Origin of the sequence: Acinetobacter sp. 40AMC3-4 (assembly GCF_049898185.1) — a bacterium.
In the GTDB taxonomy this organism is placed as follows: Bacteria; Pseudomonadota; Gammaproteobacteria; order Pseudomonadales; family Moraxellaceae; genus Acinetobacter.
This window is the reverse complement of sequence record NZ_JAFCXG010000006.1, coordinates 165,643-187,677: the sequence shown is the minus strand read 5'-3', so window position 1 is coordinate 187,677 and position 22,035 is coordinate 165,643. Positions and strand designations below refer to the sequence as shown.

The following is a 22,035-nucleotide window of genomic DNA, read 5'->3' as shown; positions in this document are numbered from 1 at the left end:
AAGGAATTTTACATGGGCATCCGCATTACGGGTACTGGCTTATTCCATCCGGAACATGTCATCACCAATGAAGAATTAGTTGAAAGTTTAAATGCTTATGTGGAACTGTTTAATCACGAAAATGCTGACAAAATCGCTGCAGGCGAAGTTGAAGCGCGTCGTGGTTCTAGCGCAGACTTTATTGAAAAAGCATCTGGCGTACAACGCCGCTATGTCGTAGAAAAATCAGGTATTCTTGATCCAAAACGCTTACGTCCTAATTTACGTGAACGTGCAGATGATGAAATTTCACTGCAAGCAGAATGGGGCGTAATCGCAGCCAAACAGGCGATGGAAAATGCCGGTGTGACTGCCGAAGACATTGATATCGTGATCTTGTCATGCTCGAATTTGCAACGTGCTTATCCTGCCGTAGCGATCGAGATTCAAACCGCTCTAGGTATCAAAGGCTATGCCTATGACATGAACGTGGCGTGTTCTGCAGCAACATTTGGTCTGAAACAGGCTTATGATGCGATCAAAGCAGGCGCGCGCCGTGTGTTATTGGTGAATGTGGAAATTACCTCTGCACATACCGATTTCCGTTCACGTGACTGTCACTTTATTTTTGGTGATGTGGCAACCGCTTCAATTATTGAAAATACCGACAGCAAAACCGGTTTTGAAATTCTGGATTCTGAGTTGTTTACCCAGTTCTCGAATAACATCCGCAATAACTTTGGTTTCTTGAATACTTCTGAAAATGCTGACATTGACGACAAACGTTTCCGTCAGGATGGTCGTAAGGTATTTAAAGAAGTCTGTCCACTGGTTGCGAAAATGATTACTGCGCAACTGGAAAAGAATCAGATTGAGCCGACAGGTGTTAAACGCTTCTGGTTACACCAGGCCAATGCCAGCATGAATGAACTGATCCTGAAACTGGTGGTTGGTAAAGAAAATGCCAAACCTGGTCTGGTACCGATCATTCTGAACGAGTTTGCCAACACGTCTTCTGCCGGGGTGATCATTGCCTTGCATCGTACTGCACATGAAGTTGAAGATGGTGAATATGGCGTGTTGTGTTCATTTGGTGCGGGTTATTCAGTAGGTTCGATTCTGGTCCAAAAACGCGTGGCATAATCCGGAGTAGATAGGGAGCAGACAGCTTGCAGGTCAAACATGATGGGCAATGGATTAGACGCTTAAGTGCCTTATCCAAATTATATTTTACCCCTACCTTTTTAGGGGCTGAATATATTGATGCCAGTCGGCCTGCAATGTATGTCGGTAATCATTCCATGTACGGCATCTTTGATTCGCCGATGCTGATTGATTACCTCTATAACGAACATAAGGTGGCTGTGGTCAGCATTGCGGATCATAGCCATTTTTATGTGCCCTTATGGCGTGAAGCCGTGAAGAAGTTTGGGGCAGTCGATGGTATCCAGCATTATGTACGTGCTGTGATGCAGCAGGGTTATTCTATTCTGGTCTTTCCGGGAGGTGGACGCGAAGTACTTAAACGTCAGGGTGAACAGTATCAACTGATCTGGAAACAACGCTACGGGTTTTTAAAGCTGGCTCAGGAATTTAACTATGATATTGTCCCTTTTGCCGCGCTCGGTGGGGATGAAGTCTACGAGATTGGCTTTGATGCCAATAAGATCATCCAGCATAAATGTTTTCAAAAACTCCTCAAAGTACCGCAACTCAATAAATTATTACGTCAGGGCGATGTGATTCCATCTTTGCCTAAACGATTATTCCCAAAACGCCTGCCATTTTATTTTCAGTTTATGCCGCGACAATCGATTGCTCAGGTTCAGACTCAGGAAGAGCTGATTGCATTTCGACACAGCTTGCAGCAACATATTTATACCGGCTTGGCCGAGCTTAAGGCGCTACGTCAGCAAGACTAAAAAAGAAAAATTCTTCCTGTAAAATCTAGGCTATGATCTATTGAAATGTTCTATTTTTAGCAATGAGGATGCATGGACGGTTTTATAGTGCAAGTGATGCCATAATGTATTTTTAAGTGTTCACTGATTGGCGATCAAGGACTCAGCATGATCCAATATAAAAATAAGATGATTCTAAGATGACCGAGGTGTACGTATGGAACAGGAAAGCTTGGTAGCATCTTTAAGGTTATTGGCACAACAATGTTTACGGATTTCTCCAGAGCTGAACCAGCTTTATCTTGATCAGATGGCAATAATTGGTCATCTGAATGCACAAAATTTAATAAAAATTCAGCAGGATCAGTGCCGGATTGAATTGCTGGATGGTCTGTTTTATATCCAGTTTCATACTCCCTATGCACTAGACTCTGGAGCTGCACCTGCTTTGGTTGACAGTCATTTTTATTTTCAGCAATGTAAGGCAGAAGCCCTGGAGGAATTCTTTTTACAGGATATCTATTTCCTGACTGGCGATTTAAAACCACAGCATTCGCTGTATTTACGCGACAAAGCCAAACAGTTACGTCAGCTTATCCTGGCCCAGGTTTATGCGTGGGTTAATGGCCTGGAACGGGTGTCCGAATTTTTGCAGCAAATGTCGATTGTTCAAGCTGAGATTATCGACCAGCAGCTGATCAAGGCCGGGTTGTATACAGCACCTGTCATGCAAAACTTTATTCAGGATGAACAAGAGATTCCACAGCAGATTCTTGAAAGCTTGCAACAGGCTTTTTCTTTGGAGTGTCTACAGCAGGATGAATTCCTGTCGATCCAGTCATTGATAGACAGTCTGGATGAGTTCTGTTTTAGCGCCGCACAGTTTTTGCCTCCGGCACTGTTCCGGATTATGTCGCTGTCTTTTGAAGAGCGCTTTAATCTGCATGAATTGAATGATCATACTGATGATATCTGTTTGCTATATCGGCATGCTGAGGAGCAAAGTAATTTGCTCGGTTTTGTCCGATTGATGAACCGGGACGTGTGGCATCGGGATGATTTATTATCCAAACGGAATTTCCTGGAAAATCATCCGTATTTATGGCAGAAAAAAGTAGCCCGATTGCCACTATTTGATTGTCATCGTGCCGTGAACTGGATCTTTAAGCAACCGGCCGAGGTACTGGACTGGATTAGTAATAATATCCAGCATAGCAGTGTGCGGGTCGCAGTAACGGCCTTAAGTTTTATAGACAGCCATCATATACATCCACAGATTATTCTGGCGACTTTACAATATTTTCAATATGTCTCGGCGCGATTGTTTATTCATAGCATGCATGAATATGCCATCCAGCATGACTGGTTTCAGCATCAGTATAATCAGGCGGTGGTATTAAAAGGCACACGCCAATCGATTGAGGATCAGCGGATTGCGATTAGCCCTTCAATCCTGTATCTGGACGAATGGATGGAGCTGCTGCGCAATGTGGTTAAAATGGATGATCAGCTGACTAAAAAGGTTTATCTGAACTTGAGCCGGGTGATGCAGGCGTATATGCAGCATTTATATAAAATTACGGCGCATTTACCCGATGAGGTTCTGGTGTATATTCAGCCTCAAAGCCAGCAGAATCGTGATTTCTATAATGTTCTGCACCGCTATCGCATTCCTTTTACTGAGTTCAGGCAGCTGTTTTATTTGCAAAGCGGGCATGTACGTGAGTCGCTATTTGACAGTTATGTGCGTGACTATCTGGTAGAGTATTTTTCCAGCCATACAGAAATACCGAAAAATCTGAGCTGGACCAGTTTGTTTAATCAGGCGGTCGTCTGGCATGATCAGGTTCAAAAGCAGGAAATGATCGCCAAGCTGAAAAAACAGTTCGCACTGGTGAACTGGACACCAATCACTCAGGTTTCATTTTTACTGTATTTTAACTGGCGTTTTGAAGAGCTTAAAACTTTGGATCGGATTTTAGAGGAATCTAAAATTTTCAGGAACTGTCTGGCGGCAAGCTATGCTCAGCAAATTGTGGAAGGGCAGTATGTGGCCTTTCGTATGTCTCATCCTGCCGTACGTTTACCTTTGATCTTGGGATGTCAATTGGTGAATGGACAGGTGATTTTTGATCAGCTGGAATATCCGAATAACCAGAAAGCAGAAGCTGAATACAGTAATATCGCCATGCATTTTATTAACTGGCTCAACTTGCAGGCCTGACAGTTCAATACAGCTTGTTTTCCTCCATGACGCTTAACTTTTCCGCTAAAAATCGTTAGGCTATAGCCGTTCTTTTACGGTATTGCTCTTATGAAACAGGAAACTGCCCTTAAGTTACTCAAAGCAGGAGAAAATGTCTTTTTAACCGGTTCTGCCGGTGCAGGAAAAACCTATACGCTGAATCAATATATTAATTATTTAAAGGCACGTAAGGTCGCCGTCGCGATTACCGCATCGACCGGTATTGCAGCCACACACATGAATGGTATGACTATTCATACCTGGGCAGGCATTGGCATTAAAGACTTTTTGTCTGAAGAAGACTTAAAGCGGATGAAAGAGCGCAAATACTTAAAAGAACATCTGGAAAATGCGCAAGTCCTGATTATTGACGAAATTTCAATGCTGCATGCCAAGCAGCTGAATCTGGTCAATCAGGTATTGAAATATTTCAAGGAAAGTGATGAAGCTTTCGGTGGTATTCAGGTGATTGTAGCAGGGGACTTTTTCCAGTTACCGCCAGTCGGTAAAAATGATGAGCGCAACCGCGACAAATTCTGCTTTATGTCGGATGCCTGGGTCGAAGCCAAGTTTCGCGTTTGCTACCTAACTGAGCAGCATCGTCAGGGCAATGATTATTTGAATGACATTCTGAATGCGATCCGTGCGCAGGCGATTAGCCATGAACACCGCACTGCTTTACAGGCCACGCGACATCAAGAAATCGGCGATACCTATACGCGCCTGTATACGCATAATATGGATGTGGACAGTATTAACTTTAAACATCTGAATGAAATTGACAATGATCCACGCCAGTTTGATGCGCAGTGCGATGGCAATGAAAAGCTGATCGAGACTTTAAAATCGTCAGTGCGAGCGCCTGAAGCCTTAACCCTGAAAAAACATGCCAAAGTCATGTTTGTGAAAAACAACTTTGATATGGGTTATATCAACGGCAGTTTGGGCGAAGTGATCAGTTTTGAAGAAGATGATGAATATGGTGTGCTGCCTAAAGTCAAACTGACCGATGGCACTACATTGGTGGTTGAGCCTGAAACCTGGTCGGTAGACAATGAGGCCGGTAAAACCATTGCCAGTTTCCAGCAGATTCCATTGCGTCTGGCCTGGGCGATTACCATTCATAAATCACAAGGCATGACCCTGGAAGCTGCCGAGATTGACCTGAGCCATACTTTTGAAAAAGGACAGGGCTATGTCGCGTTGTCCCGTTTGAAAAGCTTAAATGGCCTACGATTAAAAGGTTTTAATGAGCAGGCTTTGGAACTCGATAGTCTGGCAATTAAAGCCGATCGCCGTTTTCAAGAACTTTCTGATGAAGCCGAAGCGAATTTTGAAAATGTCGATTTGACGGCACAGCATAAGGCCTTTATCCGACATTGTGGCGGGACTTTGAATGAAGTTGAAATCCAGCGCAATGAGAAGAAAATTTCCAAGAATGGGGGTAAGCAAAGCTATGCCGCTGCAACGCTAGACGAAACGCGTGAACTGTTTGAAGAAGGTTATGAAATTGCCGATATCGCGACTGAACGTGGTTTGACCCCGGCAACCATCATCAATCATTTGGGGCGTTTGCATAAAGAGCAGGGGCTGGATATCTCGCTGGCACATCCGGGTGAGGAAGTGGTGGAGCAGGTTCGCAAGATTTATAAACGCCTGACCAAGCGTCAAAATTCGGAGCATTTTAATGATGACGGTTCTATTAAGTTGCGTCCGATTGTGGAATTGACCACGCCTAAAATGGCTTATGACCAAGTGCGTCTGGCACTACTATTTGTAGAATAATCATTAAAAGTGATGTTTAAGAGTTCTTAAGATGCACAGTTTATTCGTATACGGCACGCTTCGTCCGCAGCAACCCAATGCTCCTGTCATGGAGCGGATTGGGGGGAGCTGGAAAGCCGGTTATATTCGTGGGTATTTGCAGCAGCGTGGTTGGGGTGCTGAGCTGGGTAGCCCGGGTATTCAGCTCAGTGATTCGGGAGAGATTGTTCCGGGTTATGTATTCATATCCGAGAATCTTCCCCAATATTGGGATGAGCTGGATGCATTTGAAGGCGATGAATATCAACGTATCCCGGTTAAAGTATATTTGGAAAATGGTCAGACGATAGAAAGTTTGGTCTATGCTTTGAAAGATTAGACTGGGGTGTGTCATTTATTGAATTTCAAATTTTTATCAGGTCAGAGCTTCAAAGATCATAACTTTCCTTTGACTTGGTTTCAAAAGATTGAATTAATAAAGTATTCCGTTGATCTGATAGTATCTTCTGAGCAAGCCTGAAGCATTGCTTTAGAGCTTAGCGCAAGATAATCAACGGGTGGTCTGCATATTTCCGGTCATGTGATGTATTTTTGAGAAATTATTGCATACTGGGAATACGCGCTGATGATTTGTACATTTATTGTGTACTAATCAATAACGATAAAATCCCAGCCGCAATTAAAGGACCGACTGGAACACCGCGTAATACTGCTACACCAGCCACTGTGCCTAATAACAGTCCGGCTACCACATCTGGCTGATTCGACATCAGCTTCACTCCACGTCCTCCCAGCCACGCAACAAAGACCCCAATGGCGATTGCCAGTAAAGACTTCCAGCTCAGGAAAGATTTGAGAATACTTTCTCCTGAAATTTTGCCACTGGCAATCGGTGTCAGAACACCAATGGTCAGAATAATAATGCCGATATTTAAACCGTGCGCCTGCACATAAGGCAATAAACTGCTGAGAGGCGTGATTTTTAAAACAATTAACACCGCTGCAGCAATGGTGACGGCACTATTGTGACTGAAAATACCGCAAGCCAGTAAAACCAAAAGAACAATCAGATTCAAATCAAGTTGCGACATAAGGGGGAGAGATAGAGTGAAAAATAAAGCTATTGTAGAGCTTTTCAACGCATGATACCTAGAAAACAGCGGAAGAAACCAAATTCATGACTGTTTCAGGATAGAATGCACAGGTCTTCACTCGATACAGGTATAAACAGATGCTATTGGAAAAAATGTTGCAGTCACAAGGTTTCGGCTCCCGCAAGCATTGTCAGCAACTGATTAAAAATGGTGCTGTTTCAATTCAAGATGAAGTGATTGATAATCCCAAACATAAACTGGATTTAAATAACTTAAATTTCGAAGTATATGGGAAAAGTCATACCTATCGGGAAAAAGTCTATATCGCATTAAATAAGCCACAAGGCTACGAGTGTTCGCATCAGGCGACGCATCATTTTAGTGTGTTTGACCTGTTTGATGACATTCTGCTAAATCGGGGGATTCAGTGTGTAGGCCGTCTGGATCAAGATACCACTGGACTGTTATTGCTGACCGATGATGGACAGTTTCTGCAAGCGCTCACACATCCGAAAAAGCATGTCGCTAAAGTTTATCAGATGCAAACTGCGGATCTAGTCACGGATGAACAGATTCAGCAATTAAAACAGGGTGTTGAATTAAGAAATGAAAAAGGTATTTTTGCAGCTACTGAAGTGACTCGATTGGCTGAGAACCGTCTGCAAATGACCATTCATCAAGGTGTTTATCATCAGGTGAAGCGCATGCTGGCTGCCGTAGGCAATAAAGTTGAACAATTGCACCGTGCACAGATTGGTGCTTTGGCCTTGCCTGAAATGGCTGAAGGAGAATGGCTGTATTTAAATGCTGAACAGGTGGCGCAGGCCAAATTCCGCTCGGAATAATAAATTTTTTATTCGCTTGAAATGTGATGAAAAGATTAGGACTTATTTCAGGAAACAGTGATAAGTCTGAAATTCATCATCCTTGATAAATCCCATAGATTCGTACAATTTATGCGATTGATAATTATTCTTTTGGGTTTCCAGAGTGATTCTTAAGGCCTGTTCATGTTTGGCAAATAAAATCGCGGTATCAATCAGTTGTTTGGCTGCGCCCTGACGCCGAAAAACCGGGGTGATATAGACATCATCCAGAATATAATAGGTCGAGCAGGCCACCGAAGAAAAACCCAGATACAGGATAATAAAGCCGGTAAAAGTATCATCTTTGGTATTAATGAAAATGACGGTCTGTCCATCTTCAAAACGCTGTTTTAAAAATTGGTAAGAGAGTTCAGGATTGGAAGACGTACCATAAAACTGTCGATATTCATCAAATAATACCGCCAGCTGATTCAGGTCTGCTGACTGGGCGCGTCGTACGAGCATTGCATACTCCAGCTAATTTTTTATTGATAATCAGCATCAAGCATAGCGAAGTTTGGGAGTGGCAGGCTTTAGAAATTGTTCGGAAATGCAACAATGTTAAATTTTGTCGCTTTCACCCAAAATGGCATTCAGTTCTTCAAATAAATCAAGATGATCATCATCCAACTGGACATCCTGATCATCCAGCAGATTCAGGGCAGAACTGGAAAGCGCATTTTGCTCGGTTTTCGCTTCATTTTGTTTTAGCTTGCGCAGGCGAATCAGTTGTTCTAGGTTGATATTCTGGTTTTCAATCGAGAAGGGGATCGATTTGGTAATCACCACTTGCTTGAAAAAAAGACGCACGGCCTGAGCTGGCGTAATCCCCAATTGCTTAAATACCGCAAAGGCTTGTTTCTTCTCTTGCGAGTCCAAGCGAATTTGATAAACTTCAGTTTTTCTCATAATATTTTTAAAGCTTTAAATTACTTAACTTTTCGCCTTTATTCTAATCAATTACGTTTGAAATTCAATCTTAAAGCGACCGATTTTAGAAAATAATCTGTAATGACAAGCGATTTACAGTGTCAATTCAAGTTGCGAGCTGAAATTCATGCTTTTCTGCGTGATCGGATCAACAAATTGAATATGTTTGGCCAATAAACTTAAAGGTGCAGAAAAATCATCTTCCGCCTTGTGCGCTACCTGTGGATAAAAGGGATCATGACGGATCGGAATACCCAGATGATTCAAATGCACCCGTAATTGATGTTGTTTGCCAGTATGCGGTTTCAGCTCATATTTAGCCCATTCTGTATTATGTTCCAGCAGATCAATAGCCGTCTCGCTATTCGGCGTTCCGTCTAGGACTTGCATGGTATAAAAAGGCTGACCTTTTTGCATTCTCAATCGTGTGACCAATGGGAATTTTAAACTAGGATTATACGCCGCAATCGCATGATAGGCTTTTTGCACCTGCCGTGTAGCAAATAACTGCTGGTACAGGCCACGTGATTCAACGCATTTGGAAATCAGGACCACACCTGCCGTTTCACGATCCAGCCGGTGAATGGGCGTTAAATGCTCATTGCCGGTTTGCTTTTTAAGACGAACCAGTAGCGTTTCCTGCACATATTGTCCGGTCGGGCTCATGGTCAAAAAATGCGGTTTATCGACCACCATGAAATGCTCATTTTCAAATAAAATCTGATGTTGAAAAGGAATATGCACTTCATGTGCCAAAAAGCGATAATAGAAACAATGGCTATTGGGCTGAAATGGACTTTCTGTTGATAATTGATTGCCCTGAGCATCATAGACCAGACCTTCGGCGAAACGGGACTGCCATTCATCTGCTGCGATATGCGCAAATTGCGTGCATAAATAAGCAAAAACTGTCAGAGGTGCATCCGGACTGGCTGGCAAAAACACTTTACTGGCACTGACCCCATTGAGCATAGGCGGGTTAAATTCAACAGTTGGTTGCATGGCAGGCAGATTAACCTCTTAAGGAGCAGATGCTGTGAAAAAATACAGTTTCTCACACAGGTGAATAGGCTTTTAAAGCGTGGCGATGCTATCATATTTATTCTTTTGCATCATGTCGTGAGTAATATGCCTTATTCATTTAGTGTCACTTTAAATCATGAAGACGATACCCAAAAACTGGCCAAGGTTCTGGCGGAGAATTTCCCTGCGGGGGTCGTGTATCTGATTGGTGACCTAGGGGCAGGAAAAACGACCTTAACGCGTTATTATTTGCAACAGTTGGGTCATAAAGGTTCAGTGAAAAGTCCAACTTATACACTGGTCGAACCCTATCAAATTAATGGTCAGGATATTTTTCATTTTGACTTGTATCGTCTGAATGATCCGTATGAACTGGAACTGATGGGCATCCGGGATTACCTGGAAACACCGAGTGCGCTATTTTTATTTGAATGGCCATCTAAAGGTGGTGATGAAATTCCGCAAGCTGACCTGATTATTGAAATTTTAAAATCTGAAGATGAACTTACCCGTACTGCAAGCCTGATTTCATCGAATCTTGCTTTACGAGAGGCTCTGGAGCGTCAATTTTCACATGTCGAATGATTTAAGTCTGCGCCGTATTCGTGCCCTTGATCCTGCACTTGCCAACCAGATTGCCGCAGGTGAGGTGATTGAACGTCCGGCTTCTGTGGTCAAGGAGTTACTGGAAAACTCGATTGATGCGGGGGCGACAGAGCTGATCATTCGGGTCGAACAGGGCGGCAGTACTTTAATTGAAATCATCGACAATGGACGCGGAATTCATCATGAGGATTTACCGCTGGCCGTGATGCGTCATGCCACCAGCAAAATCCAGAGTGCTGATGAGCTGTATGCGATTAGCAGTCTGGGCTTTCGTGGCGAAGCACTGGCGTCGATAGCAGCGGTTTCACGCCTGACCATGATCAGCAGTCAAAGTGACGAGGGCATCGGTTATCAGGTCGAAGTCAATGGCACGGCTTTTGATCATCAGGAAATTCAAGCGGTCGCGGCTTCAAAAGGGACGCATATTCGGGTTCAGGATTTGTTTTTTAATGTGCCTGCACGACGTAAATTCCTGAAAAAACCGGGCACTGAATTTGGTCATATCGAAGAAATTGTGCGCCGTATGGCACTGACGCATTTTGATATCCGTTTTGTGCTAGAACATAATGAAAGCATCAAACTGAATTTACCCGTGGCGGATAGCGGCGCTTTGCGTTTTCAGCGGGTACAGCAATTGCTTGGCCGCCAGTTTACTGAAAATGCCTACTGGATGGATGCAGACAGTATAAACATGCATTTGTCTGGCTGGCTTGGTCATCCTTCGGATGCGCGTTCACAGGCAGATCTGCAATATGTCTATGTGAATGGCCGGATTGTCAAAGACAAAACCATTTCTCATGCCTTGCGGATGGCCTATGAGGGCATCTTGCATGGACATCAGCATGCGGCTTATTTACTGTTTTTGGAAGTTGATCCAGAAAATGTGGATGTAAACGTCCATCCGACCAAGCATGAAATTCGCTTCCTGAATCAACGAGAAGTACATGAGTTCGTACGGCATTATGCCAAAGAAACGTTAGCACAATTCCAAACCGCAACTGCAGATTTAGCCGAGGCAATGAAACAGGATGAGCAGCCTGGCTTGACGGCCCCGCAACCGCGTTATCAGGAACAGTTCAGCCTGCATCAGACTGCGCATTCTCAGCCACAGGTGGTGAGAACGACATCTGCCTTAAGTGAAAATGAAACTTCAGATGTGCTGACCGATTTTGCATCTTCAGGTCCACAAACAGTGCATTATTCCCAAGATTACCGTAAATCTTATTCTGGTTCACAGCAGCTGAATAATGCCTTGCAAAGTTATTTAGCACCGCTCAGAGAAAGTTCGGAAACCGAAATATTCAGCCCTGAGCAGTCTTTTCAGACACATGTAAACACTAAAGTGGATGAGCATCCATTGGGCATTGCTATTGCCCAGTTACATGGCATTTATATTCTGGCGCAAAATACCGAAGGTCTGATTATTGTGGATATGCATGCGGCGCATGAGCGTATTGTCTTGCAGCAAATGAAATCGGCTTGGGATAAACCTGAATTCTGGACATCACAGCAATTGCTCATTCCAAAAGTCGTGAATATTAGCCGGATGCAGGCCATGCGTGTCGAAGAGCTGAAAGAGCAGTTGGCACGTTTGGGGCTGGAAATCGATCAGTATGGTGATGAGCAAGTTATCGTACGTGGTGTACCGGCTATTCTACACAAGGCCGATTTCGATGCCCTGATTCCTGAATTATTGAATGATTTAGATCCGGGGGATCAAGCACAAAGCCTATTGCAGAAGCGTGACCAAATTTTGGCGGGAATGGCCTGTCATGGTGCAGTGCGAGCGCATCGTATCCTAAGTTTGTCTGAAATGAATGCTTTATTACGGCAGATGGAACAAACCGAATTTGCCAGTCAATGTAATCATGGTCGTCCGACCTGGCGCGCCTTTCCATTGGCTCAACTAGATAAACTTTTTGCTCGAGGAGAGTAGTTTTACATGTCCAATCAATTGCCGGTCATCAATTTAATGGGGCCAACTGCAAGTGGTAAAACCGCTTTGGCATGTGAACTGTATGAGCAAGGGGGATTTGAGCTGATTTCGGTCGATTCTGCACTGGTTTATCGGGAAATGGACATTGGTACAGCCAAGCCCTCCAAAGAGGAACTGGCGCGCTATCCGCATCATCTGATTGATATTATTAGTCCACTTGAAGTGTATTCTGCAGCCAACTTTGTCGAAGATGCTTGCCGCCTGATTGATGATATTCATGTGCGTGGTAAAACCCCGATTCTGGTTGGCGGAACCATGCTGTATTTTAAGGCCTTGCTTGAAGGTTTGTCAGATAACCTACCAAGTGCAGACTATGCTATCCGGGCAGAGATTGAAGCCAAGGGTGAGCAGGAGGGCTGGGAAGCGGTTTATGCAGAATTATGTGCAGTCGATCCGATTGCCGGTGAAAAATTCAAGGTTAGCGACAAGCAGCGCATTATTCGAGCCTTGGAAGTTTTTAAATTGACTGGTGAGCCGATTACAAAACTACAGGCAGAACAACCTAAAAACTTACCATATCGTTACAGTTTCCATAATTATGCACTGATGCCAGATCGGTTAGAATTACATGGGCGTATTGAACAACGTCTGGAAATTATGTGGAAAAGCGGTTTTTTAAATGAAGTTGTGAATTTAATTGAAAAATACGATTTTAATGAAAATTTACCTTCCATGCGTTCAGTGGGTTATCGTCAGGCTATGGAATTCTTAAAAAATGCTGATAAAACCAAGGAAAAGCAACGGGAAATGGAGGATAAAGCTTTATTTGCGACACGACAACTTGCAAAACGTCAATATACGTGGTTAAGGTCTTTGCAAGAAAAGCATAAATTTACAACATATTTTACCCTACAGCAGGCTCAAGAAGACTTGCGAAACTGTCACGGATAAAGCAAAATTTAGGGACTATCTTTTTTATAATTTTTAATTGAAAAATAGAGATAGTTTTTGCGCTGATTTTTAATTTTTTTGGAGTTATAACATGTCTAAAGGTCAAACTTTACAAGATCCATTCTTGAATTCTCTCCGTAAGGAACGTATCCCAGTATCTATCTTCCTGGTAAACGGTATTAAATTACAAGGTCATATCGAATCTTTTGACCAATACGTGGTTTTATTAAAAAATACAGTAAGCCAAATGGTTTATAAGCATGCAATTTCAACTGTAGTACCTGCACGTAATCCACGTCCTGCTGGCGCGCCTGCTGGTCCACAAGGTGCGGGCTTCGGTGGTCAAGGTGCTGCAGGTGGCTTTGGTGGCGGTCAAGGTGCTGGCGGCTTCGGTGGTCAAGGTGGTTTTGGCGGTCAAGGCGGCGGCTTCGGTGGTCAAGGTGGCTTCGGCGGTCAAGGCGGTGGCTTTGGTGGTCAAGGCGGCTTTGGTGGTCAAGGTGCCGGCTTCGGTGGTCAAGGTGGCTTCGGTGGTCAAGGTGCTGGCTTTGGTGGTCAAGGCACTGGTTTTGACAACGACACTAAATTTGAAGACTCTTCAGACGATGAAAACAATCGTTAATCGAGTTTGAAAATTAAAAAACCTCTCTATATGAGAGGTTTTTTTATATCTGTACGTTTTAAGTTTTTTAAATAAAAAGCCAACGAGATGTCGTTGGCTTTTTAGGATTATGGTAAGGCTTAACGGTTACGTTTAGGATCCAGTTGAGGATCTTTGATTTCTACATAAGCATTATTGCGCGTTTCACGTAACCAGCTATCTAATTCGGCATCAAATTGACGTTCACCAAGCAATTGGCGAGCCATACGTTCCTGATATTCCTGTGTCATATCTTGTTGGCGTGTTTCACTCACTTGCAGAATATGCCAGCCAAACTGGGATTGAAATGGTTTACTGAACTGACCTACTGGGGTGCTTTTCATCTGCTGTTCAAATTCAGGTACCATTACCCCTGGGCTAACCCAGCCAAGACTTCCGCCATCACGAGCCGAGCCAGTATCATTGGAGAACGTTGAAGCTAAAACAGTAAAATCTTCACCTTGTTTGAGGCGGTTATACAGACTATCAATCATTTGTTTGGCATTTTCAGGACTGACCACTTCAGACGGTTGAATCAGAATGTGTCGTGTTAAATATTGAGGAACAAGGGCTTTCTGTTCGCCACCTTTACGTTCCAAGAGCTTCAGAACATGTACACCATCAGCGACAGGAATCAGTTCAGAAGTTTGACCTGGTTGCAGGGTGGTCACGCGTGCAGCCAGTTCTGCTGGAATTTCTGACAGGTTTCTCACACCCATATCAGCAGCTTCGACTTTAACGCCGCCAGTGCTGTACTTTTTGCTGATCGCCTGAATGTCATTGCTGCTATTTAATTCTTGCTTTACCTTTGTTGCAATTTGTTCAGCATTTTCACCGCTTACCCGTAAATGCAGTACATGGACCTGACTGCCAAGCAAAGCTTGACCTTGCGGGGTATTTAGGAAGTTTTTAACATCTTGATCTGTAATTTGAATACGTGAAGTCACGATTTGTTGACGTAAACGATTCAGTGCTAAATCTTCAGCGATACGGTTACGTAAAGAAGCATAGGTATTGGGCGCCATGGCATCCAGTTTCTGCTGGAATGCTTCCAGACTCGGTGAACCAGAATCACGGGCAACTTTCAGGACGGCTTCATTTAAAGCTTTTTCATCTGGACGAATATTATAACGTTTAACTTGTTCAAGCTGTGCCTGACGAATAATCAGTTGCTCTAAAGCTTGTTGCTCAAGATATTGTTGTGGTGGAACTGCCTTTTTCTGTTTTTGCAGCTGATGTGAGATTTCGGCTACACCTTGAGCCAGGTCACTACGTAGAATGATACTATTGTCGACTACAGCTACAACTTCATCTTTAGGTTGGGCAACAGCAAAAGTCGTCATCGCTGAAGAAAGGCATAGCGCAAGTGCGGTTGCTTTAAAAATTTGTTTTAACTGTTTTGTCTTCATTAACGTTCTGTCCAAGTTTGATTGATATTGTTAAAACCTAGAATACGATTTTCTAGTAATGAGGTGAGTTTGCTGCTTAACCCACCTAAGCCTTTCAGGCTGACTTCGGCCATAATGGCGCGTTTGGCTTTGATGCTTGAATCATTAACGTCGTCTAAGTCATTGTAATATGAGCGACCGTAAACAGAAACTCCCCAACAGCATGACTCATAGTTCACGCCAAGTAAATATTCCCGTGCGACACTATTGTCGAGGTCAAACTGGGCATGTCCAACCAGACGCCAGTTGTTGGCAATCGGCTGGATAAATGAACCCACCACATGATCATAGCTCTTTTGACGGTTCGGAATATCTTTGCGATAGAAATAGCCTAGGTTATAAAGATTGCCTTGCTCACCTGTATAATAAACCTGCAAATCTCGTTGGGCATTCGATCCATTCGACATCCAGCTTGAGTTCAGATTAACGTGAACATTATTTGACAGCTGGCTGGTCAGTTGAATTACAGGGCCAGTATGACTTTCACGGTCGAATTCATCTGCATCATTTTCCAACGTTACACGGCGATCTTCAAAGAAAAAGCTCTGTCCAACGCTGGCACGCAGGCGCTCCAGACCTTCTTCATTAAATAGGCTATAGCTCAGACCTAAGGAGGCAAAGTTATTGTCTTCCAGGCGGTCATTACCATAAAAGCGACGCGCACTGAAAAGTTGATCATAATTAATCGAAGCGACGACTGAATCAAAGTTTGGCTGATTCTGCTGGTTCTCATAAGGTGAATACGCATAGAACAGACGAGGCGTTAAGGTCTGTAGATACGTACCTTCTTTTTCAAAAATTAAGCCGGTGTCCAGCGTGAATTGTGGCACCACAATTGAATTATTTTCACTAGACGCGCTACGGCTTTGGGTTTTTTCATCATAGAAAGTATTGATGTTGCGTACAGTCGCCTGAGGAATGAAGAATGACCACGGGGTAAAATGATTATAACGCACGGAAAAGTCATTATAGATCCGTGTACCACTCGGTTGATATACCTTCTCACCCGTTGGATCAGTATCAGCGAAATTTCTCAGATCCTTCTGGAAATATGCTGTGTCGTTATTAAACTCAAGCTGTAATCCCAATGGATTGCCAGTTTTGTAATTGACTAAAAGCTGCGGCAGACGTGCATAAGGACGATCTTCATCCAGTACGGTTGGATCTAGGGTCTGGAAATCTTCGACTTTGAATTGTGCCTTTAAGCCAGGAATACCATTTTTATAATTGACTTCCCAGGCACGGCGTAAGTTCAGGTCAGTTTTAGAGTTCGGGTTATTATCCAGATCGGCAAAGTAATCTTTGTCTGAAGCGTAGTTATATTCAAGATTGGTGGAGAGCTGATTATTGATCTGCCAGTTATGTAAGAAATGCAGGCTTTTACGGTCTTCGTCGCTATAGCTTTCATCGGAAGGTAAATAACCTCCCCAAATACGGCCTTCACCATAATTCTCAGTCAGATAACGGAACTCGCCATCCAGCATTACCCCACGATCGCCAATATAACGCGGCGTAATCGTCGCATCATATTGCGGCGCTAAATTCAGGTAAACTGGAACACCTAGTTCCAGACCACCATCATTGGTAAAGCCAAATGTCGGCGTCAGAATACCGGTAGTGCGGCGGTCATCAATCGGGAAGTTGAAATAGGGAACTGCCAAGACCGGAACATCTTTAACATATAGCTTGGTATTGCGGGTTTCACCACGTCCAGTTTCCTGGTTCAGCTTGATCTTTTCTGCCTGGATTTTCCAGGTTGGTTTTTGCTCAGGTGGACAGGTGGTATAGGTCGCATTTTCCAGTTCTACCGTCTCGGTCGAGGTTCTGGCGATCTTTTCTGCCCGACCATGCGCATGTTGCTGCTCGGCAATATAGAAGCTGTTATTTAGGTCGCCTTCTTGGGTCTTTAAATTATAATTAATATCATCACTTTGTGAGAGCAGGCCACCCTGAGCAAGTTGTACCCGACCTTCTGCTTTGGCATAGGTCTGGGTTTGATCAATCGTTACGCGTTCAGCACGAATCTGGCGACCTTGCTGGTCAATGATGACATTGCCTTCTAAATAAGAGTCACCTGCTGGATTGTAGTGTCCATAATCTGCAGTAATGGTGGATGTAGCCTGATCTGGCGCAACGGTTGCTGCATCTGGGGCAATCGGGGTCACCCAGGTGCCTTCACAATAAGCCGAACTTAAGTATTTTTCCTGCCGCTGCTGTGCTTCAGCTGAGGATTTGTCGACATAGTATTGCGAAAAGAATGCTTCACCTGGATAGGTCTCATTTATGCGCTGTTTGAGTTGTTCTGCATTTACATCGGACGAGACATTTGATGCAGCATAGCCGGAGGCTGAGCTGCCACATAAAAGGGTTAAGATCGCAGTCGCTAGAGGATTTATTTTAAAGTGATGCTTCATTTGTCTCATTAACCAATCATGCTTTTATCGCAATTAATTATTGTCGCATCATAGAGAAAAAGTTGATAAGTAGCTACACTTAGCACTTTAAAAACTCAGCCTGTATTAGAATTAATTGCAAATGAATACACAACGCGAACAATTGATACAATCTTGGATTGCCTCTGTACTCGGTTCAGATCAATTTGAAACTCATTTTTTAGCAGGTGATGCCAGCTTCCGTCGTTATGCACGAATCAAACTGAATAATAAAACATTTATGCTGATGGATGCACCACCAGAAAAAGAAGATTGTGTGCCTTTTGTGACGATAGATGAGTTTTTTGATGCACATGGCGTGCGTGTTCCGCATATCGTGGCAAAAGACCTGGAAAATGGCTTTTTACTGCTCGAAGACTTTGGTGATGTGCTGCTGTCGAATCTGCTGAATGACGAGACTGTAGATGCCTATTATGAGCAAAGCTTTAAGCAGCTCATTCAACTACAATCGATTGCTGGAGAAGGGCATTTCCCGGCATATTCTTATGAAAAACTGATCTCGGAAATGGAATTGCTGACTGACTGGATGTTACCAGCGTTAAAGGTTCAACTGACTGAATCAGAAAGCGCCTTGATCAAACGCACTTTTGCGATTTTGGCGAATGCCGCATTGGCACAGCCACAGGTGATCGTGCATCGGGATTTTCATAGCCGGAATTTGATGAAAATCGACAATGAAACCGAACTCGGTGTGATTGATTTTCAGGATGCTGTGATTGGTGCCGATACTTATGACTTGATCTCGATTACCCGTGATGCTTATGTGCAGTGGAATGCCGACCGTGTGTATCGCTGGTTCAAAACTTTCTATGAGTTATTGCCAGCATCTGCTAAAGAAGGCCGTGACTTTGAACAGTTTAAAAAAGATGCCGACATGATGGCGATTCAACGTCATATCAAGATCCTCGGTATTTTTGTGCGTCTGTTTGAACGTGATGGTAAGTCAGGTTATCTCAAGGACTTACCACGTGTGATGTGGTATCTGCTTGAAGAATCTAAGACTTATGCAGAGCTAGAGCCATTCATGCAGTTTATCCGTGACCGAGTGATGCCGGCTTTTGAAGCAAAATATGGCTCATATGAGGTGGCTGCATAAATGAAAGCGATGATTTTGGCCGCAGGTCTTGGCAATCGTATGCGGCCGCTAACGCTGCATACGCCAAAGCCTTTGCTGGAAGTTGGGGGCAAGCCCTTAATCGTCTGGCATATAGAGAAACTGGCTGCGATCGGTGTTACTGAAATTGTCATCAATACGGCTTGGCTCGGTGAAAAACTCGCAGAAGCTTTGGGCGATGGTTCACGATTTGGCATCAACATCCTTTGGTCACATGAGGGTGAAGGTCTGGAAACCGCTGGAGGAATCATTAATGCCTTGCCGCTACTCGGTGATGAACCTTTTATTCTGTTAAATGGTGATGTCTGGACCACGATGGATTTTGCTCCTTTACTGGATATTGATCTAAAGGGTAATTTGGCGCATCTCGTACTTGTGCAGAACCCTGAACAACATCCTGAAGGTGATTTTACGCTTGCAGCCGGGAAAGCTTATACCTTTGATCAGCAAGTCGAAGGTGAAAACCTGACTTTTAGTGGTGTATCCGTGCTTGATCCAAAGATGTTCCAAGGCTTAGAGACTGGCAAGCGTCCTTTAGCGCCATTGCTAAAAGCGGCAATGCAGAATCAGCAGGTTGCCGCTTCTAAATTGGTAGGCATTTGGGTTGATGTGGGAACCCCGGAGCGTTTAACGGCACTGGATACGGCGATCCATGAAGGGAAGTTTGCTTAAGTGAATATTCGCTAAGCACTGCCTACTGTGCCAATATAGAGAAAACGGTATACTTCCACCTAACTTTTTCGAGCGTAGATTGTTTATGCACATGTTTTTTCAAGAACTAAAGCAGGGTAGCCAGGCTTTGGGTTTAGAGCTATCTGATGAAGCTTTAAATTTATTACTCAAGTATCAGGATGCTTTGGTGTTGTGGAACAAAGCATACAATTTGACTGCAATCCGTGATCCTAAAGAAATGCTGGTCAAGCATCTGCTCGACAGTTTAAGTATTTTAAAGGACTTGCCTGTAGGCAGACTGCTGGATATCGGTACAGGTGGCGGTATGCCGGGCATGATCATTGCTTTATGTCAGCCTGAGCGTGAATGTGTATTACTGGATTCTAACGGCAAAAAAATTCGTTTCCTCAAGCAGTTTATTGCTGACTTAAAACTTAAAAATGTTATTGCCGTGCAAACGCGTGTAGAAAATGAAGACAGCATCAATGAGCTGGGTCAATTTGATGTGATTACCAGTCGTGCCTTTGCATCATTAACAGACTTTGTCGATGCTTCTAAGCCATATATGCACGAACAAACGATTATTGCCTCAATGAAAGGCTTAATTCCTGAAGATGAAGTTGCTACTTTAAAAAATGAATTTAGTTGTGAGATTATTGAACTTAAAGTTCCGCGCTTAGACGAACAGCGTCATTTACTTCTATTAAAACGTATTTAAGATTTTTAAAGGGATTGGGGGCAACATGGCACAAATTATTGCGATTGCAAACCAAAAAGGTGGTGTAGGTAAAACCACAACCGCAGTAAATTTGGCGGCATCTTTAGCTGTGTTAAAAAAACGTGTTTTGCTGGTCGATATGGATTCGCAAGGTAATGCGACCATGGGGTCTGGCATTCAGAAGAATGACCTGCTGTATTCGGTTACCGATGTGTTGCTGGGTGAAGTGCCGATTGAAACGGCGATATCTAAGGCGGAAGTCGGTTACAAGGTACTTGGGGCAAACCGTGATCTGGCTGGGGTTGAGTTGGCGATTGCAGAGCAGGAAGGGCGCGAGTTCATTTTACGGGATGCATTGCAGGAAATTGAATCCTCATTTGATTATATTATTGTTGATTGTGCACCGAGTCTTAGCCTGATTACTGTCAATGCTTTGGCAGCCGTGGATGGTGTGCTGATTCCAATGCAGTGTGAATATTATGCACTGGAAGGTCTGGCGGATTTAACCCAGACCATCGATCGGATTCAGCAAGCATTGAATCCGGACCTGCAAATTGTCGGTGTATTACGCACCATGTACGATGCACGTAATGCCTTAACCCGTGATGTCTCTGAAGAATTAGAACAATATTTCGGTAAAAAACTGTATGAAACCGTAATTCCACGAAATATTCGTCTGGCTGAAGCGCCAGCACACGGTTTGCCGGTGATTTATTTTGAAAAAAGCTCAAAGGGTGCAGTTGCTTACTTAAATCTGGCAGCTGAAGTATTAAAGAAAAGCAAAGTGAAAAAAGGAAGTAAAGCATGACCGTCAAGAAACGTGGACTCGCCAAAGGTCGTGGCTTGGATGCCTTGCTAGGCTCAATTCAAAAAGAAAAATTACAACTCGAAGCTCAAGGTCTTGACCATGGTCAGCTAAAACAGATCGATGTGAACTTGCTCAAGCGCGGTGAATATCAGCCGCGCCGTTATATTAACGAGCAGGATTTGCAGGAACTGGCGGCATCGATTGAAAAGCATGGCATCATGCAGCCCATCGTGATCCGTCCGGTTGACGATGAACGCTATCCATACGAGATTATTGCGGGTGAGCGTCGCTGGCGTGCTGCACAGCTGGCGGGTTTGACCGAGGTTCCTGCGATTGTACGTGATCTGAATGATCAGGTTGCGATTGCACTGGCCTTGATTGAAAACATCCAGCGTCAGGATCTGAATCCGATTGATCAGGCGATGGCTCTGCAACGTTTCCATGAAGAATTTGGCTTAAGCCATCAGGAAATTGCAGATACCGTGGGTAAAGCGCGTACGACAGTGAGTAACCTACTTCGCCTGCTTAGCCTGGCAGAAGAAGTGAAAGACTTTATGCAGCAGGGTTTGCTGGATATGGGGCATGCACGTGCGATCTTAACCTTAAAAGCTAAAGATCAGCTCAAAGTTGCAGATATCGTAATTGAAAAAAGTCTGTCTGTTCGTCAAACCGAGCAGTTAGTCCGTGATTTCAATACACCTAAACAAGAAAAAGTAAAAGAAGCTGTAGCACCGGATATTCAGCAATTGACTCAGCGCCTTTCAGAGCGTTTCAGTGCAGATGTTAAAATTGACTATAACAAGCAAGGTAAAGGGAAACTGGTTATTAGCTATCACTCTTTAGAAGAGCTGGATGGCATTCTTTCTATTTTAGAAGATGAATAATTTATA

Annotated in this window: 21 protein-coding genes; 15 read left to right on the top strand and 6 right to left on the bottom strand. The window is 43.7% G+C overall.

The features are described 5' to 3' along the window. The first annotated feature begins 12 nt into the window (after positions 1-12). The 5 genes from ACP7BU_RS09675 to ACP7BU_RS09655 all read left to right on the top strand — a co-directional run bounded on the left by ACP7BU_RS09675 (position 13) and on the right by ACP7BU_RS09655 (position 6,268). The gene (locus tag ACP7BU_RS09675; RefSeq protein WP_004278914.1) at positions 13-1,122 is read left to right on the top strand and encodes a beta-ketoacyl-ACP synthase III; all 1,110 of its coding nucleotides are present in this window, start codon (positions 13-15) and stop codon (positions 1,120-1,122) included. A 26-nt stretch (positions 1,123-1,148) separates the two neighbouring features. Continuing rightward, positions 1,149-1,901, top strand: coding sequence for a 1-acyl-sn-glycerol-3-phosphate acyltransferase (locus ACP7BU_RS09670; protein ID WP_425879863.1), 753 nt, complete (start codon positions 1,149-1,151; stop codon positions 1,899-1,901). Between the two features lie 196 nt (positions 1,902-2,097). Next, entirely contained in the window at positions 2,098-4,104 is a 2,007-nt protein-coding gene (locus ACP7BU_RS09665) for a hypothetical protein (RefSeq protein WP_425879862.1), read from the top strand. A 90-nt stretch (positions 4,105-4,194) separates the two neighbouring features. Then, positions 4,195-5,910 (top strand): AAA family ATPase, encoded by a 1,716-nt coding sequence (locus tag ACP7BU_RS09660; protein ID WP_129716622.1) that lies wholly within the window; start codon positions 4,195-4,197, stop codon positions 5,908-5,910. Positions 5,911-5,941: 31 nt separating this feature from the next. After that, a complete protein-coding gene (locus tag ACP7BU_RS09655; RefSeq protein ID WP_085064566.1) occupies positions 5,942-6,268 on the top strand; it encodes a gamma-glutamylcyclotransferase family protein in 327 nt (108 codons plus the stop codon). Positions 6,269-6,527: 259 nt separating this feature from the next. Here the strand turns inward: ACP7BU_RS09655 and ACP7BU_RS09650 are convergent, their stop codons facing one another. Then, positions 6,528-6,980, bottom strand: a complete 453-nt coding sequence (locus ACP7BU_RS09650; RefSeq protein ID WP_004645490.1) for a DUF441 domain-containing protein — start codon at positions 6,978-6,980, stop codon at positions 6,528-6,530. 140 nt (positions 6,981-7,120) lie between these two features. Here ACP7BU_RS09650 and ACP7BU_RS09645 point away from each other — a divergent pair, with 140 nt between their 5' ends. Further along, positions 7,121-7,828: a pseudouridine synthase gene (locus ACP7BU_RS09645; protein WP_425879861.1), complete on the top strand. Its 708-nt coding sequence runs from the start codon at positions 7,121-7,123 to the stop codon at positions 7,826-7,828. 42 nt (positions 7,829-7,870) lie between these two features. Here the strand turns inward: ACP7BU_RS09645 and ACP7BU_RS09640 are convergent, their stop codons facing one another. The 3 genes from ACP7BU_RS09640 to ACP7BU_RS09630 form a co-directional block, all read right to left on the bottom strand. After that, positions 7,871-8,314 (bottom strand): GNAT family N-acetyltransferase, encoded by a 444-nt coding sequence (locus ACP7BU_RS09640; protein ID WP_004278907.1) that lies wholly within the window; start codon positions 8,312-8,314, stop codon positions 7,871-7,873. A gap of 96 nt (positions 8,315-8,410) precedes the next feature. Beyond that, positions 8,411-8,758 carry a type II toxin-antitoxin system RelB/DinJ family antitoxin gene (locus tag ACP7BU_RS09635; protein WP_253146241.1) on the bottom strand — a complete coding sequence of 116 codons (348 nt, stop codon included), beginning with the start codon at positions 8,756-8,758 and terminating at the stop codon, positions 8,411-8,413. Positions 8,759-8,872: 114 nt separating this feature from the next. Continuing rightward, on the bottom strand, positions 8,873-9,781 hold the full coding sequence (locus ACP7BU_RS09630; RefSeq protein WP_425879860.1) for a pseudouridine synthase: 909 nt from the start codon (positions 9,779-9,781) through the stop codon (positions 8,873-8,875). Between the two features lie 126 nt (positions 9,782-9,907). Between ACP7BU_RS09630 and tsaE the strand changes: the two genes are divergently transcribed. From tsaE to hfq, 4 genes are all read left to right on the top strand, one after another. Further along, complete coding sequence (gene tsaE / locus ACP7BU_RS09625; RefSeq protein WP_219310036.1) at positions 9,908-10,387, top strand: tRNA (adenosine(37)-N6)-threonylcarbamoyltransferase complex ATPase subunit type 1 TsaE; 480 nt, start codon at positions 9,908-9,910, stop codon at positions 10,385-10,387. Beyond that, complete coding sequence (mutL, locus tag ACP7BU_RS09620; RefSeq protein WP_425879859.1) at positions 10,377-12,344, top strand: DNA mismatch repair endonuclease MutL; 1,968 nt, start codon at positions 10,377-10,379, stop codon at positions 12,342-12,344. Before tsaE ends, mutL begins: the two co-directional genes overlap by 11 nt. Positions 12,345-12,350: 6 nt before the next feature. Next, positions 12,351-13,295: a tRNA (adenosine(37)-N6)-dimethylallyltransferase MiaA gene (miaA, locus tag ACP7BU_RS09615; RefSeq protein WP_004645483.1), complete on the top strand. Its 945-nt coding sequence runs from the start codon at positions 12,351-12,353 to the stop codon at positions 13,293-13,295. 91 nt (positions 13,296-13,386) lie between these two features. Next, complete coding sequence (gene hfq / locus ACP7BU_RS09610; protein ID WP_004278899.1) at positions 13,387-13,914, top strand: RNA chaperone Hfq; 528 nt, start codon at positions 13,387-13,389, stop codon at positions 13,912-13,914. Between the two features lie 119 nt (positions 13,915-14,033). On the opposite strand, the gene ACP7BU_RS09605 is transcribed toward hfq, so the two are convergent. Both ACP7BU_RS09605 and ACP7BU_RS09600 read right to left on the bottom strand, forming a co-directional pair. Beyond that, complete coding sequence (locus ACP7BU_RS09605) at positions 14,034-15,341, bottom strand: peptidylprolyl isomerase (RefSeq protein ID WP_044109557.1); 1,308 nt, start codon at positions 15,339-15,341, stop codon at positions 14,034-14,036. After that, complete coding sequence (locus ACP7BU_RS09600; protein ID WP_409665521.1) at positions 15,341-17,794, bottom strand: LPS-assembly protein LptD; 2,454 nt, start codon at positions 17,792-17,794, stop codon at positions 15,341-15,343. Before ACP7BU_RS09600 ends, ACP7BU_RS09605 begins: the two co-directional genes overlap by 1 nt. A gap of 121 nt (positions 17,795-17,915) precedes the next feature. Here ACP7BU_RS09600 and ACP7BU_RS09595 point away from each other — a divergent pair, with 121 nt between their 5' ends. From ACP7BU_RS09595 to ACP7BU_RS09575, 5 genes are all read left to right on the top strand, one after another. After that, positions 17,916-18,929 carry an aminoglycoside phosphotransferase family protein gene (locus ACP7BU_RS09595; protein WP_425879858.1) on the top strand — a complete coding sequence of 338 codons (1,014 nt, stop codon included), beginning with the start codon at positions 17,916-17,918 and terminating at the stop codon, positions 18,927-18,929. Beyond that, positions 18,930-19,619: an N-acetylmuramate alpha-1-phosphate uridylyltransferase MurU gene (gene murU / locus ACP7BU_RS09590; RefSeq protein WP_253174244.1), complete on the top strand. Its 690-nt coding sequence runs from the start codon at positions 18,930-18,932 to the stop codon at positions 19,617-19,619. Positions 19,620-19,704: 85 nt separating this feature from the next. Then, a complete protein-coding gene (gene rsmG, locus ACP7BU_RS09585) occupies positions 19,705-20,337 on the top strand; it encodes a 16S rRNA (guanine(527)-N(7))-methyltransferase RsmG (protein WP_004278890.1) in 633 nt (210 codons plus the stop codon). 25 nt (positions 20,338-20,362) lie between these two features. Further along, entirely contained in the window at positions 20,363-21,145 is a 783-nt protein-coding gene (locus ACP7BU_RS09580) for a ParA family protein (protein WP_004278889.1), read from the top strand. Next, the gene (locus ACP7BU_RS09575; RefSeq protein ID WP_004731487.1) at positions 21,142-22,029 is read left to right on the top strand and encodes a ParB/RepB/Spo0J family partition protein; all 888 of its coding nucleotides are present in this window, start codon (positions 21,142-21,144) and stop codon (positions 22,027-22,029) included. Before ACP7BU_RS09580 ends, ACP7BU_RS09575 begins: the two co-directional genes overlap by 4 nt. The last annotated feature ends 6 nt before the right edge of the window (positions 22,030-22,035 follow it).